The following is a 15132-nucleotide window of genomic DNA, read 5'->3' on the forward strand; positions in this document are numbered from 1 at the left end:
GCGCTACCCGAATCCGGTCTATTTGTACCCGTATCGGGATGCACGGTGAGGTTGGTTCTCTGCTAAATGTTCAGGCGCTTGAAAGCGGAAGGCGTGACGCCGAACTGTTTTTGGAAAGCGGCGCTAAAGTGGCTGGCGTTGGCATAGCCCAGATCGGTGGCAACCACCATGACGGGTGCGCCTGTGACAAACAAACGACGGCGCGCTTCCTGCATACGTTCGGCCTGAAATAGCCCGTAGATACTGTTATTGAAGAGCTGGCGGAACCCGCGTTTCAGCTTGAGTACGCTTAATCCGGTTTCTCTGGAGAGTATGGCGATAGTGGGGGCCTGTGACAGATCCGCCAGCAGCAGATCTTTGGCCCGCAGCAGCTTTTGGCGATCGGCCAGGCTGAACGTGTCCTGCTGCGGAACGGTGTCGGCATGTCCGGCGACGGCGAGACTCACTAGAATCATGCTTTGCCCCAGCAGCCACAGCGGCGCATGGCGGTTTTCACCGGCCTGCTGCGGATGCGTCAGGCTGGACAGTGCATGGCTTAATACCTGAGCGGTTGCCCGCATTTCGGCATTACAGTCGCAGTGGGTGCAGAGTCGGCCGGAATCCAACTGCTGTTGCAGGTTACCGGTGAGATCCGGCACCCAGTTAGCCAATAGTTCAGGGCTCAGCGACACGGTGACGCTTTCAAACCGTCCAGCATAGGACGACGTGCCCTGACAGTCCGGGGTGTAGCTAATGCAGCCCGAATCTTGCTTCAGCACGTGCTCCCGTCCCCGATCGCCTTTCAGTGAAAATTGCGAATCTCCCTGCAACGAACAGGAAAAATTGATGCGTCCCCAGTCGTCGTGTAAATGCATGGTTGTCGGCTGCCGGAACTGCCCACGCCACACCAGAATATCCAGCCCTTCCTGAAGCGTCGCGCGCAGCAGACTACAGTCCGCACCGGTATCCGGCCGCACGACGTGCAGTTCAGCGATCAAATTCGAAATGGTGACTTCAGGCTCGCTGGTGGCTTTCAGTGGGGAGGCGTTCAATGGGCAGACTCCTGAAGATACGGGTTGCTGTCGTCGGACGATCCGGCCATTGGGCGACCCGAACGTTGAACAATCATAGCAACGCGGTTGATGGCGGTAATCCCATACCGATTCGGGTAGAAATCGGCTCGAATCGGGTAGATACGCAATTGAGAATAGTTATTATTCCTGACTTTATTGCCGCCGTCGAGTTGATTTGCTTGCGTTACGGGTAAGCGACTGTGCGGGAAGGAGAAAAGAGAAAAACTATGCCACATTCCGCTGTTGAGGGCGGTTCATCCGCTGCCACGTCGCATCCTGCGCCACAGAACCGTGCCTGGCACATTATGCACCCTGTAAGAGGGCAAGTTCGTCTGGCGATGTGCCTGTCGGGGCTGTCGGTTCTGGCTGGCATCGCATTTCTGCTTTTTCTGGCGTGGAGTATCCGGCTGCTCATTTTACAACCCGCGTCATGGCCGCTGTTGACGATGGTTGGGGCGGTACTATGCCTGAGCACCAGCTATCTGCTGCGTCTGCTGGCTTTTAATCAGTCTCACTACGCCGCGTTTCGGCTGGAAAATCAAATTCGCAGCGCGCTGGCGGAACAACTGGCGCGGATCCCGCTGGGTGAGGTGCAGCGTCTGGGTACCGGTTCGCTGGCGAAGATCGTTCAGGACGATGTAAAAGCACTCCACCTGTTTGTGGCGGACAGCACGCCGCTCTATGCCCGCGCCTTTGTGGCACCACTGTGTACGGGGGCGTTACTGTTCTGGCTGGACTGGCGTTTAGCGCTGGCGGCATTGCTGGTGCTGGTTGCCGGAGCCGTAGTGCTGAGGCTGGCGATGCGCAATGCCGGTGAGATGAACCAGCGCTACAACCAGGCGCGGGAAGCGGTCAGTACCGCCGTGATCGAGTTTGTGCAGGCGATGCCGGTGGTGCGCACTTTCGATACCGGCGCGTCAACGTTTGGACGCTACCAGCAGGCGCTGGAACATTATCTGGATGTGCTCACGCGCTGGTATCAGCAGGCGGGGTTCTCGGCGCGTTTTTCTTTCGCCGTGCTCAATCCGCTTCCAACGCTGCTGGTACTGGGCTGGGTGGCCTACGGTTTCTATCATTCCGGCGATCTTGATTTCAGCCTGTGGGTAGCCGTGCTGCTGCTCGGCAATGGCATGGCGGAGGCCGTTATGCCGATGATGGCGCTGAATCACATGGTAGCGAAAACCCGATTGAGTATCAGCCGGATTCAGGACGTGCTGGCGCTGTCGCCGCTGCCAGAAGTGGAAAATGATCTCTTGCCCGCGGATGCCAGCGTGAGTTTTGAGCAGGTGAGTTTCCGCTACGATCGGCATGCGAGCGACTGGGTGCTGGAGGACGTCAGTTTTCAGGTGCCAGTAGGCTCGGTTACGGCGCTGGTGGGGGCGTCTGGCGCGGGGAAAACCACCGTAGCACGGCTTATTCCTCGCTTTTGGGATGTGACGGCCGGGCGCATTTTGATTGGTGGTGTTGATATCCGGCAGATGAAAATCGCCACGCTTATGCAGCAGGTGTCGTTTGTTTTTCAGGAGTCATTCCTGTTTGCGGACACCATCGCTAATAACATCCGGCTTGGTTTACCTGAAAAGAGCATGGATGAGGTGATTGCCGCTGCAACAGCGGCACAGGCGCACGATTTTATCATGGCGCTGCCGCAGGGTTACGACACGCTGGCCGGTGAGCGCGGCCAGTTCCTTTCTGGCGGACAGCGCCAGCGCATCGCCATTGCGCGGGCACTACTGCACAACCGACCGATTCTGGTGCTGGACGAACCGACGGCTTTTGCCGACCCGGAAAACGAGGCGCTGCTGCTGGCGGCGCTTGGCGTCCTGATGCGGGGGAAAACGGTCATTATGGTGGCGCATCGGCTGTCGACGATTTGCGATGCTGATCAGATCGTGGTCTTCGATCGCGGTCGGCTGAGCGAATCTGGCCGGCATGAGGCGTTGCTGGCTGCGCAAGGTCGCTATAGCGCACTGTGGCAACATTATGAGCAGGCGCAGAACTGGGCGCTAGGCAGCGCCTCATCGAACAGCGTACAAGCGGGAGAGCGTGTGTGATGAACGAAAACCAGACTGCCATGAGTCATACCGCCATAAATCATGCCGCTATAACAACGCGGCTATTCGCATGGTGGCACACGTACCGTCAACTGGAGCGAGTGACGGGTTCGCAAGCCCGCCTGTTCCGTCGATGCTGCCTGAGCCTGCTGGCGGCAGCGGTGATGCAGGGGCTGGCGCTGGCATGCCTGTTTCCGCTGCTGTCGGCGTTCTCCCACGCGGCGGCTTCCCGCGAGATCGCGATATGGCTGACGGTCATGACGCTCCTGAGCCTGCTGACGCTGGTGCTGCGCTGGTATGGTCAAGGGTTTGAATACCGTGGGCAGCTTGCGGCGGCGACCCATGAACTGCGTATGCGTCTGGGAGAACAGCTGCGGAGAATGCCACTAACCACGCTTCAATCCGCGCGGGCGGGGGATATCAACGCGCTGCTGTTGGGCAGCGTGGATGAGAACCTGAACTATATGCTGGCGATAGTAAACCAGCTGCTGCTGGCTATCGTGACGCCCGCCGTGATAGCGCTCGTCATGCTGGCGGTAGAGTGGCGGTTAGGTGTAAGCCTGCTGCTGCTCTTTCCCGCTATTGCGCTGCTTTATCGCTGGCGGCGGCCAACATTTGCGCACACGATGCAGGTACTGGCGGAGGCAAACCAGCAAACCAGTGCCGATATTGTGGAATATGTGCAGGGGCTTGCCGTCCTGAGAACCAACTGCCAGCAGGCTGAACGCACATCAGTGCTGCGTCAGCGTTTTCAGCATCTACAGCAGATACAGACGTCAGCTCACCGTCGCGGAGCCAAACCCGGCGCGGTGGTCGCCAGCATCGTGGAGTTGGGTCTTCAAGGCGTGTTGATTCTGGGTATCAGCGGCGTTGTTGTGGGGGCGTGGGATGTGGCTATTGTCGCCGCGATGATGGTGATTACCGTGCGCTTCTCTGAACCGCTGGCGACGTTTGTCAGCTATACGGCCGTGCTGGAATTGATGGATACGGCGCTGCATCGCATTGACGATCTGTTGGTAATTGAACCGCTGCCTGTGTACTCGCCGGCGGCGGTGCCGACGACATACGCGATTACGTTCGAACAGGTTGGTTTCCGCTATGCGGATGAGGCTGAACCGGTGCTTGATGGGGTGAACATCATACTGCCGGAGAAGGGGATGACGGCGCTGGTTGGGCCGTCTGGCTCGGGGAAAACGACGCTAACGCGACTGCTGATGCGTCATGCAGATCCGCAATGTGGGCGCGTGTGTATCGGCGGCGTGGATATTCGCCACATACCAACGCGTGAATTGAATCGGCTGATTTCCGTGGTGTTTCAGGATGTCTATCTGTTTGATGATTCGGTGCTGGCAAACATTCGGATGGCGCGCCCGGGTGCCAGCGACGCAGAGGTTGAACAGGCTGCTGAAGCTGCCCAGTGTCTGGCGTTTATTCAACGGCTGCCGCAGGGATGGCAAACGCGGCTGGGCGATATCGGTGGCCGATTATCCGGCGGTGAACGGCAGCGTATTTCGATTGCGCGGGCATTATTGAAGGATGCGCCGATAGTGATTCTGGACGAACCGACAGCGGCGTTGGATACCGAAAGCGAGCTAGCCGTACAGCGGGCGATTGACAGGCTGGTGCAGGACAAGACGGTTATCGTCATCGCCCATCGGCTATCGACAATTGTGGGAGCACATCGGATTCTGGTTATGGAGAATGGCGTTATTTCCCAGCAGGGAACGCATAACGAATTACTGCGAACTGAAGGGCGTTATCGCGCATTGTGGAATGCGCAACAGAAAGGTCGTCACCTTTCCCACCATGCCCATGTTTAAGGGGCATCTAGAGGGGGGATAGATTTGCTGGGGTTATAACGGTTCCGGCTTGATGAGCTGCAATTCTACGCCCAGCCTGATGGCATGTTTGGCATTCAGCACGCCCAGTTTTTTTACCACATTGCCAATATGGAATTTCACGGTGCTGATTTTGATATCCAGAATCAGCGCAATTTCCGGGTAGGTTTTTCCCATGCTGGCCCAGTACAGAATTTCATTTTCACGCTGGGAGAAAATCTCTTTGTCGCCTTGTTTTCTGCTCTGAGGACTTTGCGTCATCTCTTTGTAAAGCGTGGTGATTTTTTCATGAATGGCAATGAGCAGCATTTGCAGCTTGTCTTTGTTTTCCTCAACAATACTTTCCATATCCGTTGGCGAGTGCTCTTCAAACATAATCGATAGCGCCGCCAGATTATTATTGTTGTCATGCAAGACAAAGGTGTAGCCATTAACAATATCGTACTCTTTTGACAGATTAAAAATCTTGGAGAACTTCAGTTTAGAGTTAATAACAATATTGTCTTCCCAGGAGAACGGCGAGACTTTATTTATCGCCGTCAAAATAACCGGGTCGATATGCTGATAGTTATTTTCTTTATAGGTATTAACCCATTCCTGCGGGTAATTTGAGATGATCACAACCTGAGATGGGTTCTTCTTGTTCATGATCATATAAGCGTATTTCAGGTCGCCATACTGCTTTAACTTTCGGCCGAGATAGCTTTTTATCGTGTTATTGATAATTTCATTATCAGAGCAAAATACAGACATGTAGCGGCCTCAATAAAAAGCGAGAATGTACCCATGATATAGATGACTTCATAAAAGTATAGTGCTGACCTATACCTAAGTCTAACTACTGTTACTCCATGATATCACTTATAATTTTTTCATGAACAGGACAATTTATAAAAAAATTTAAGAAAGTAAATTTTAAAAAAATTGTTACAGATTGATTTGCCAACCCAGGGAATTACCCATAATTTTGCTCCTGTTCTGTCTACTGAATTTAGGGTGTGTGGTATCAAACCACGCACCCTAAAAACAGCGCTCCCGTCATACTTCAAATTGCATATGCGTTGGTAATACTCGGTTCATCTCTGAACCTCGCCCTGATGGGCCGCCGCAAGCGGCGTTCAAATCAGCTAAGCTGATTTGTCCTCGCTCACCCCAGTCACTTACTGAAGTAAGCTCCTGAGGATTCACTGCGTTGCCGCGTTACGAGGCGCATAAATGAGCCTCGCCCTGTGGGCCAACGCCTTGCGTTGTTCAAAACGCTAACGTTTTGTCCTGCAATTCGAATTATTTAGGGGTATGCCGTCATGCGGAGCTGGATAGTAAATAATCCGTTTTCGCTTATCAACCCCGTTGTTTCTTGCTGTTCATCGTCGTGCCTGTGTTGCCTTTTCCTCCGTTTTTGTTGGCTGTAATGTTGCCTTGTGTAAAGAGGCGGCGACAGGGCTAATGTTTTGATAATATTGCTATATCGAATCCTATTTTGCTCGTCAGCCTCGGCTGGCAGGAGTGGTGATGAAAGTCCGAACTAAGGCTCGTCGGGAAGCCATCGTTAAAACGGCGGCGCAGCTTTTTCAGGAAATGGGCTATGAACGGGCCACCATGAATGAGCTGGCGAAGCGGGTCGGCGGTTCCAAAGCGACGCTGTATGGCTATTTCTCAACCAAAGAGGCGCTGTTTACGGCGGTTGTTCGTGAACATGCGACGATGCATCTGTCCGAGGCAACGGCGGAGCTGGCGACGGATACGCTGGCATCCGAAACGCTGGAAGCACAGCTGACGCGCTTCGGCGAACGCGTTCTGTATGTGTTGACCAACGATAGTAGCGCGATGGCGATTTATCGCATGGTTGTGGCAGAAGCTGGACATTCCGATATTGGTTCGCTGTTTTATGAGTCAGGCCCGAAAGAGAATGTCGATAAACTTTCTGAGCTGATGGCGGCGGCGATAGCGCGACAGGCGCTGAAGCCGGGGGATCCACGTGTGCGGGCGCTGCAATTTTTGGCGCTGCTGACGGCAGAAATCGATGACCGCATATTCCACCGTCATTTACAGCCCATGAACCTCGAACGCATTCGTGAAATCGTAGGGAATGCGGTCAGTATGTTTATGGCCGGTGCGGCGGCGTAAGGCAGCTTCCTTTGCGATCCGGCATCCAGCGGGTTGCCGTTGTCGCGATGTGATCCGCCAGCCGCGCGATGATCTGCTGTTGAGCGTGCAGCATGGGGATATCACCGCCACCTGCCTGTTCGGTAAACTGGCTACGGCAGAGCAATCGGGCGCGCTCATCTTCTTCCCCGATGGCGCTTAAGCTCCAGTCGGCGTCAAACGTCACAGACTGACCGGGCCAGCTATCAAATCGCCGAACCTGAAGGTGGATTCTGACCACCGGTGTGTCTGCCGGACGCACCAATCCTGAAACATCCTGCGTGTTGAGACGCTGCACCAGATTGGCGGAAAGCGCGGTACGGATTTCTTCACCCAGAGGGCTGAGCCAACGTTCGTTATCCAGTACGACGGCGCCGCTGTCACCCTGTCGAACAACACGCTGCGACGTATCAAGCTGCGCTGGCACGCCAACGGGCAGCACATCGATGAAAAAGGGGGCTGAGTGCGCCGTGGTTACCGCTGGTGCCGCGGGTGACAGCAGCGTGTGATAACGCACCGGAGGCGACGAACAGGCGCTCAGCGATGCAATAACGATAAGCGATAAGAGTCGTGTCGCACGCTTCATCTTGAAGATCCTTCTCGGGAAAGGGAATCGCGGTTAGCTGTCGGCGATGCGTCGTCTGGCCGCCCTTGCAGCAGCGATTCCGGGTGACGGTCGATCTGTTCGGCCAGGCTGCGCAGGGCGCGTAGCGTGCGCTGAATTTCCTGTAATGACTGCGTGATGCCCAACTGCATCGGTGAATCCTCTTCCAGCACATCCTGTGCGCGGCGTGCGGCCAACTGCATGTTTTTCATCAACCGATTGGCTTCCGGTAATGTCTGCCCGTTGACCTGTCGCAGCGCTTTATTGGCTTCTACCAGCGTGGTGTTCATGTTGCGGCCAATCTCATCCAGCGGCAGGTTGTCGATCTTGCCGATGATGCTGGCCATCTGCGTTTGTAGCCGATCAAATCCGCCATTGACGGTGGGTAAAACCAACGGACGGGCGTTGATATCGAAAGGTGTTTTCGCGGCATCGGGTACAAAATCGAGTGAGATATAGAGCTGTCCGGTCAGCAAATTGCTCGGTGCAACCTGTGCACGCAGGCCGTGTTCCACCAGATCGCGGGTAAATTCGGCAGTTTGCTGTTCGAGCGATGTCGCTGACTTAGGCAGCTTGTCCAGTACGTTGCCGAGACGGTTAGGGAACACTTCAATACTGACGACCGTCGGGAAGCGATAGCCCGTTTTGCGGTAATCCAGCTCAATGGCGGTCACGTTGCCGATTTTGACGCTGGAGAATTCAACGGGTGCACCGATCTCCAGACCGTGCAGCGAACGATCGAAGCGGAGTTTGAAGAGGATTGGCGGACCGTCGGGCGGTGATAGGGCTGATTCCCGATCGCTCGCCAGTTTGTAGGTTGTCAGCGGTTCCGGGCGGGTAACTGCGCTGTCCAGATCGGGGGTAGAAAACGCGATACCACCAGCCATCACAGCAGCGAGGGTTTGCGTTCTGAGGCGAAAGCCGTTGGCGTCAACCGAGAGATCCACGCCGCTGGCATTCCAGAAGCGGGTATTTGGCGTAACAAAGCGGTCATAGGGCGCGTCGATAAAAACCTGAAGCTGGACGCTGCGACCATCGCGGTTTAACTGATAGGACGCGACGCGGCCGACGGGAATACGGCGATAGTAAACCGGTGAACCGCTATCCAGCGATCCAAGATCGTCGGCCTGAATGATAAAACGGCTGCCCGGCATGCCGTTAATCACCGCGGGCGGCGACTCTAAACCGACAAAGCGGGTTTCTCCCTGAGTCGACTCGCCTTTATCGGCCCCGATGTAAGCACCGGAAAGCAGAGTGTCGATACCCGTCACGCCGTTGATACCGACGCGCGGGCGAACCACCCAGAAGCGGCTATCGGCATGCGCCAGATTTTCCGCATTTTTATTGAGCAGCACCGTGACGAGAACCTGCTTACTGTCCGGGCTCAGCGAGATGTCTTTTACGGTGCCTACCGCCACGTCTTTGTATTTGACGATGGTGCGACCTGCCTCAAGGCCAGTAGCGCTCTGGAAGGAAATCACGATCTCCGGTCCGGTATCCGACCAGGTGTGGATCAACATGGCGAGTCCCGTTAGCATCGCGAGCGCCGGTACCAGCCAGATCAAGGAGATTCGCCAGCGTTGGCGAACGATCACTGGATCGCCGGGGTGTTCGTGGATCATTTTTTGTCACCTTTCCAGATAAGACGCGGGTCATAGCTCATGGCAGATAACATGGTCAGTATCACCACCAGCCCAAAAAAAAGAATGCCACTGCGGGGTTCCGCTTCACTCAGGGGAGGAAATCTGACGAGCGCAGAGACGGCGCCAATGACGACGATATCCAGCATAGACCAGTAGCCCACCCATTCTGTTAGCCGATACAGCGCGGCGCGCTCGGCCATCGCCTTACGGCTTTTTTGGCGTGACATGAAGAGCAGCAGGCCAAGAATCAGAAATTTCATACAGGGGATGACGATGCTGGCGGTAAAGATCAGCAGGGCGATGCCGTAGTCGCCGCTGTGCCAGAAATCCATCACGCCGCTTAAGATGGTGCTTTCGCTCCCCAGTCCGAACAGACGGGTGTACATCACGGGTAACACGTTGGCGGGGATATAGAAAATCAGCGCGGCAACCAGCAGCGCAGAAGAGTACGCGGTGCTGTCTTTGTGGGAAGGCGTCAGCCGCGACCGACAGCGTGGGCAACGTACTACATCGTGCGAGTCGGCATCATGCTGGCAAACGAGGCCGCATACCGGACAGGCGACCAACGGCAACGGCTGGGCGGACAGATCACTTTTCATGGCTGACCACGCTGCGGTTACCGTCCGTGGGCACCAGCGACCACAGTGGGCGAAGGTCCACGCTGTTGACGACGACGAGCAGCAGCATCAGCGCCGCCAGCGCCCAACAGCCTGCCCCTGGCATCACCTGCATAAAACCGGAGAGCTTGATGGCGGCGATCAGAAAACCCAACGTCGCAATTTCCAGCATGCTCCAGGGACGAAGCCACAGCAGTATCTTCATTACAGGAATAAAACCGGGGGCGCAGCGGCCTTGATTAGCGAACATCAGCACCCAGCCAGTCAGCATGATTTGCAGAAAGGGGGCAATAATCAGGAGAAAAAAACAGCCTATCGCCAGCGGCAGGGTCGCACCGTTGGCCAGTGCGAGCGCCGCTTGCCACAGCGTTGCCGTATTCTGGAGCGCATGAAAACTGACGGTCAGTACCGGATAGATATTGGCGATAAAAAACAGGATGGCTGCCGTTTGGATCAGCGCCAGTCGATGTCCGGTATGCATCCAGCCTGAACGATACAGTGTGGCCTGACAGCGCGTGCAGCGTGCTGCCTCACCGGGGTTTAACGCCCGGTAATGGTGCACGCTGTCGCAGTGCGGACAGATAATTAAGTGAGGGTAGATTGTCATCATGCTGTTCCGCACCGTTATCTCTAGGTTTTCCGCTTACTTCAGCATGTCAGCCAGTTCTTCAGCCGCTTTGTCGATACCCACCTCTGCGGCGCTCAGTGCACCCACGCTGGCGCTGACGTTCATGGCGTTCGGATACTGCTTCGCGACATAGGCATTGAGTAGTTTGTTGGTCGTCGCATCATAAATTTCAACGGCATAGCTTACCGATCCGTTGAGCAGACCTTCCTTACCACGAATGGATTGCACGATGTTGTATGGCCCGCCAGCCAGGTCGAATTTGGTAAACGTACCGGCAACCGGCGTCGTGGTATCGGCGCCCGTCAGCGTCAGTTTCAGCCGCAGTGTACCGGGCGCAGGCGCCGTCACTTCGTTGAAACGGGAGCGTAAGGTTTTACTGAACGTATCCTGCATATAGGCGGCCAGCGACTGTCTGTCCTGCTGTGACATGTCATTAAATTGGTTGTCGCTTCCCTGATAAATGCTGACGGGATCGATGATGATGTGGGTGTATTGCTTCCAGTCGACGGTCGTGGTGTAACGGTAAGGAATGCGATCTGCGTGCTCACCGGTGTTTTGTGCCAATTGCGACGACGATGCGATACCGCTGTAGCGCACGGGGGGATTACTTGCGCAGCCTGCGAGTACGACAGCCAGAGCCAATACGGTAGGACGTGCAACCCGGGATAATGTGAACATATGAGAATCCTGTAAAGAGAACCGCGGAATCGCGTGATAACACGCAGCCTTAGCGACGCAGCGTTGAATGACGGTCACCATGCGTACTTTTAAAACTAAACTGTACGGTATCGTTTTAGTTTTTTCTGCTTGTGGTGTCAAGAGAGGCGTGAGGTTTTCTTCTCAGGCAACATTTCTGTCACGATTTGGGATAAGGTGTTGGCAAATTCTGCCGATATTAATGGTTCAGGGAATGTTATCTGCACCTTAAGGATGCTAGCCGACTGTTATACTGAAGAGGGCTGATATCCGTCTACTGCTCCGATGATTGCCATCGTTGGATGATGAGGTTGACACACTTAAAAATATTTTACGTTTGACGCTGGATAAGATTGAAGAACACGACTATCACGTACAGTGGAGCGGTCGGATGTTGGTTCCTGTTTGCTCACATCTCGAATGTTGCCTTGTTACGGTATACCTATAATGACTCGCACTGAGGAAAGCATGGATAATTTTCAAAAAGAAATCGATGAGAGAACAAACCTCACCTCTGCTAATAAATTTGAACTCTTATTATTCCAGCTGGGCAAATCACCCGAAGGTGGCAAATCTGAGCTGTTTGGCATCAACGTATTTAAACTGCGTGAAATCGTGCCGATGCCGACCTTGACCAAAGCGGCTGGTATGACATCGCCGATGCTGGGTATGGTTAACATTCGTGGGCAAATCATTCCTGTTATCGATCTTCCCGCCGTGGTGGGCAGCAAGCCGGAAACCGGTCTGAACATTCTTCTTATCACTGAGTATGCGCGCAGTACGCAGGCGTTCGCTGTGGAATCGGTCGACGATATCGTTCGTCTGGAATGGAGCCAGGTTTTGGCTGCCGAAGCGGGCATCAGTAACACCTACATCACAAGTATCGCGCGTCTTGATACCGACAAGGACAGCAATCGTCTGGCGCTGGTGCTGGATGTTGAACAGATTCTGTTTGATATCATTCCTGGCGATCGTGAAACCAAGCTCAAGGACGCGGAAGAGAAAATCTACCCTTACACGCCTGGCGCGATTGCGATTGTGGCGGAAGACTCCAAAGTCGCTCGTTCACTGCTTGAACAGGGTCTAACCCAGATGGGCATTCCGTTTAGCATGCACATCACCGGACAGGAAGCCTGGAATAAGATACGGCAAATCGCGCAAGAAGCGCAGTCGGAAGGCCGACCTATCTCGGACAAAATTTCACTTGTCCTGACCGACCTGGAAATGCCGGAAATGGACGGCTTTACGCTGACCAGAAATATCAAACGTGAAGAATTCCTGAAGAATATCCCTGTGGTGATTCACTCTTCACTGTCCGGCAGCGCGAACGAAGATCACGTGCGTAATGTTGGCGCGGATGCCTATGTGGCGAAATTCGAAATCAACGAGCTGTCGTCGGCGATTCAGACTGTACTGAATAAAGTACGTCGTTAATCGTTCCTGCGGTCACCGCATTCGGCCTTTGCCTCCTCCTGAAGGGAGAGGGCAGAGGCCGATTTTTTTAGCGAGCGACTGTTTTTAACCGCTGACTTTAACTTCTGACACTTATACCGACATGTCCACGTTCTGGCCCCAAAGCAAGCCGAGCCAGAAAGACGCCGCCGTCAGAAAAGTGTGGTTATCAGAATGAGGTCGTTACCCCCGCATAGTAGGCACGTCCCGGTTCGTTATAGGTGGAAGCGCCTTTCGCCTCGCGATAAATCTGCTTATCAAGCAGGTTACTGATACCGGCATTGACGCGCAGGTTCTTGCTGAATTGGTAGTTCACCCCGACGCCCGCAACGGAGTAGCTGCCGATTTCGCGTGAGGAAAGCCCGCTGTTGTACTCTGTCCAGTTCGTCGCGTACTGACGCGGTTTTTGCTTGCCGTACATTGTCCAGCTAACGTTGGCAGACAGCTTGTCCGTAGCCTGCCAGTCCAACTGGGTATTGACGGTGTATTTCGGGATGATCGACAGCGGATTGCCGGTGTCTTTATTTTTCGATTCAATCATATAGGTGGCGTTGGTGCTCCAGTCCAGCGTGTCTTCGATCACGGGTACCAACAGGTTGGCTTCGAGCCCTTCCACCAGCGCTTTACCGCCATTCTCCCAACGCAAAATCGCCGCATTTGACTGCGTCAGCCCGAGGATATCGGTGCCGGAAACAATCTTGTTTTTATAGTCATTACGGAAATAGGTTACGCCCGCCTGCCAGCCGGCATGTTTGAATTCCAGCCCGATTTCTTTGTTGACGCTGATTTCAGGATCCAGATTGTCATTGCCCGCCAGATAGCAGCCGCCGCCGTTATTATAATCCACGCCGAACGGGCAGCCGTTACCGCGCGAATAAAGCAAATAACCGGTAGAGGATTGATAAAGGTTTGGTGCTTTAAAGGCGCGCGCGATACCGGCTTTCACGCTGAACATCTCGCCCAGCTCCTGTTGGATGTTCAGGCTGGGGCTATAATTGCCGCCAAATTTATCGTGATAATCGAAACGCAGGCCGGGGATCACTTTGGTACCGGGCACAACTTCGATGTTGTCTTCAAAATAGAGCGCACTGAGCTCTGCGCTGTTTTTACTGCTGCGCTGAGCAGGGTTGACGGATGTACCGGGGAGCGTATCTCGGCTGTCTCCTGTGTAGCTGCTGGAGGAGGGGTCGTTTAACTGCTCTCGATTCCACTCTGCGCCTAGTGTGAGCGTTTGCTCGGCCCAAAGTTCAAGCGGGATATTCAGTTCGCTGTTAATGCGCAGATTCTTCAAACGGCTGGTACTGTAGCGATCGCTATTGATTGAGCCTTCAAAGCGGCCGAACAATCCTTCGTCAAGCCGGGTGTTATTGGTTTGGTCGTAAGCAATACCCAGCTTGGATTGTCCCCAATCCCAGATACCGTTGTGCGTAATGGCATAATTCTGGCGGTACAGTCGATTGGTTTCCGCTCCGCTTTTTGCCAGACTTTCGGGGATGACCCCTCCGCCGCTGAATTGTGTATCGCCGGTATAGATATTGCCCTGACGGCTATAGCCCGCTTCAACATCAACGATCTGCTGCGGTGAGAGTTTCCAGGACAGCAGCGTATTGAGGTCTTTATTACGCACACCTTCGCGTCCGGCCGCGGCAGAACCGTTCTGGTTACGGTTGATATCCCAACTGTCGGAATCGGTTTTATTGATATTGCCGTACAGGCGCATGGTGAGCGCATCACCGGCCAGCGGGCCGCTCAGGTTGATATTGGCGCGGCGTGTGGCACCTTCTTTGCTGTTTTCTGGCTGATTGCCGTACAGCGAGAGCGAGCCGGCCCAGACGGTGGACGGGCGCTTGGTGATGATGTTCACCACGCCGCCAGCCGCACCGGAACCGTAGCGCGCTGCCGCTGGGCCACGGATGACTTCAATGCGTTCCACTTCTTCTACCGGCACCCAGTTAGTGTCGCCTCGGGTATCCCGTTCGCCATCCCAGGCGTAGCGAATCGCGTTACGTGAGGTCACCGGGCGACCGTCAATGAGAATCAGCGTATTTTCCGGCCCCATTCCGCGCAGATCGATCTGGCGGTTGTTGCCTCTGGCCCCGGTGGCGCTATTGCCTGTGAGGTTCACGCCCGGCATCTTACGGATAATGTCGGAGAGATCGTTAACGGGCGGCGCTTTTTTAATATCGTCCGCCGTGATGATCGACACTCCGGGTTGCTGTTTTAATTCCTGCTCAGCGGTGGCCTTGACGGTCATCACATCCTCGTCGGCGGCCTGCGCCGTGCCTAAGTGTGCACCGAGTAGTCCGGCAACGATCAGTGCCAGTGGCTTTATGGTATGGAATTGCTGTTTGTGCATTTTTTATTTTTCATCCCTAACGACGCGCATATGTACGAATGCAAACG

General features: G+C 54.7%; 13 protein-coding genes. 5 read left to right on the forward strand and 8 right to left on the reverse strand.

From position 1 onward, the window contains the following. Positions 1-62: 62 nt before the first annotated feature. A complete protein-coding gene (locus R9X49_RS03455; RefSeq protein ID WP_319847230.1) occupies positions 63-1031 on the reverse strand; it encodes an AraC family transcriptional regulator in 969 nt (322 codons plus the stop codon). On the opposite strand from R9X49_RS03455, the gene R9X49_RS03460 reads away from it, so the two are divergent. The 3 genes from R9X49_RS03460 to R9X49_RS03470 are packed head-to-tail and all read left to right on the forward strand — an operon-like array spanning position 1031 to position 4926. Then, positions 1031-1246, forward strand: a complete 216-nt coding sequence (locus tag R9X49_RS03460; RefSeq protein WP_319847231.1) for a hypothetical protein — start codon at positions 1031-1033, stop codon at positions 1244-1246. The two genes, R9X49_RS03455 and R9X49_RS03460, sit on opposite strands and share 1 nt — an antisense overlap. A gap of 33 nt (positions 1247-1279) precedes the next feature. Continuing rightward, positions 1280-3106, forward strand: coding sequence for an ABC transporter ATP-binding protein (locus R9X49_RS03465; RefSeq protein WP_319847232.1), 1827 nt, complete (start codon positions 1280-1282; stop codon positions 3104-3106). Positions 3107-3126: 20 nt separating this feature from the next. Beyond that, positions 3127-4926 carry an ABC transporter ATP-binding protein gene (locus R9X49_RS03470; RefSeq protein ID WP_413775883.1) on the forward strand — a complete coding sequence of 600 codons (1800 nt, stop codon included), beginning with the start codon at positions 3127-3129 and terminating at the stop codon, positions 4924-4926. A 33-nt stretch (positions 4927-4959) separates the two neighbouring features. Here the strand turns inward: R9X49_RS03470 and R9X49_RS03475 are convergent, their stop codons facing one another. Next, entirely contained in the window at positions 4960-5697 is a 738-nt protein-coding gene (locus R9X49_RS03475) for a LuxR family transcriptional regulator (protein WP_319847233.1), read from the reverse strand. A 759-nt stretch (positions 5698-6456) separates the two neighbouring features. Here R9X49_RS03475 and R9X49_RS03480 point away from each other — a divergent pair. Then, positions 6457-7071: a TetR/AcrR family transcriptional regulator gene (locus R9X49_RS03480; protein WP_319847234.1), complete on the forward strand. Its 615-nt coding sequence runs from the start codon at positions 6457-6459 to the stop codon at positions 7069-7071. Here R9X49_RS03480 and R9X49_RS03485 read toward each other — a convergent pair. Genes R9X49_RS03485 through R9X49_RS03505 form a run of 5 tightly spaced genes read right to left on the reverse strand, consistent with a single transcriptional unit; the run spans position 7049 to position 11259 of the window. Further along, entirely contained in the window at positions 7049-7675 is a 627-nt protein-coding gene (locus tag R9X49_RS03485) for a PqiC family protein (protein ID WP_319847235.1), read from the reverse strand. The two genes, R9X49_RS03480 and R9X49_RS03485, sit on opposite strands and share 23 nt — an antisense overlap. Beyond that, positions 7672-9315: an intermembrane transport protein PqiB gene (locus tag R9X49_RS03490; RefSeq protein ID WP_319847236.1), complete on the reverse strand. Its 1644-nt coding sequence runs from the start codon at positions 9313-9315 to the stop codon at positions 7672-7674. The genes R9X49_RS03485 and R9X49_RS03490 overlap by 4 nt, the downstream gene beginning before the upstream one ends. Next, entirely contained in the window at positions 9312-9935 is a 624-nt protein-coding gene (locus tag R9X49_RS03495) for a paraquat-inducible protein A (protein ID WP_319847237.1), read from the reverse strand. Before R9X49_RS03495 ends, R9X49_RS03490 begins: the two co-directional genes overlap by 4 nt. After that, positions 9925-10560, reverse strand: a complete 636-nt coding sequence (locus tag R9X49_RS03500) for a paraquat-inducible protein A (RefSeq protein WP_319848573.1) — start codon at positions 10558-10560, stop codon at positions 9925-9927. Before R9X49_RS03500 ends, R9X49_RS03495 begins: the two co-directional genes overlap by 11 nt. A gap of 36 nt (positions 10561-10596) precedes the next feature. Next, on the reverse strand, positions 10597-11259 hold the full coding sequence (locus R9X49_RS03505) for a DUF3313 domain-containing protein (RefSeq protein WP_319847238.1): 663 nt from the start codon (positions 11257-11259) through the stop codon (positions 10597-10599). Positions 11260-11745: 486 nt separating this feature from the next. Here R9X49_RS03505 and R9X49_RS03510 point away from each other — a divergent pair, with 486 nt between their 5' ends. Continuing rightward, entirely contained in the window at positions 11746-12711 is a 966-nt protein-coding gene (locus R9X49_RS03510) for a chemotaxis protein (RefSeq protein WP_319847239.1), read from the forward strand. Between the two features lie 187 nt (positions 12712-12898). Here the strand turns inward: R9X49_RS03510 and R9X49_RS03515 are convergent, their stop codons facing one another. Next, a complete protein-coding gene (locus R9X49_RS03515; RefSeq protein WP_319847240.1) occupies positions 12899-15085 on the reverse strand; it encodes a TonB-dependent siderophore receptor in 2187 nt (728 codons plus the stop codon). Positions 15086-15132: the final 47 nt, after the last annotated feature.

Source organism: Pectobacterium carotovorum (assembly GCF_033898505.1).
GTDB classification, from domain to species: Bacteria; Pseudomonadota; Gammaproteobacteria; order Enterobacterales; family Enterobacteriaceae; genus Pectobacterium; species Pectobacterium carotovorum_J.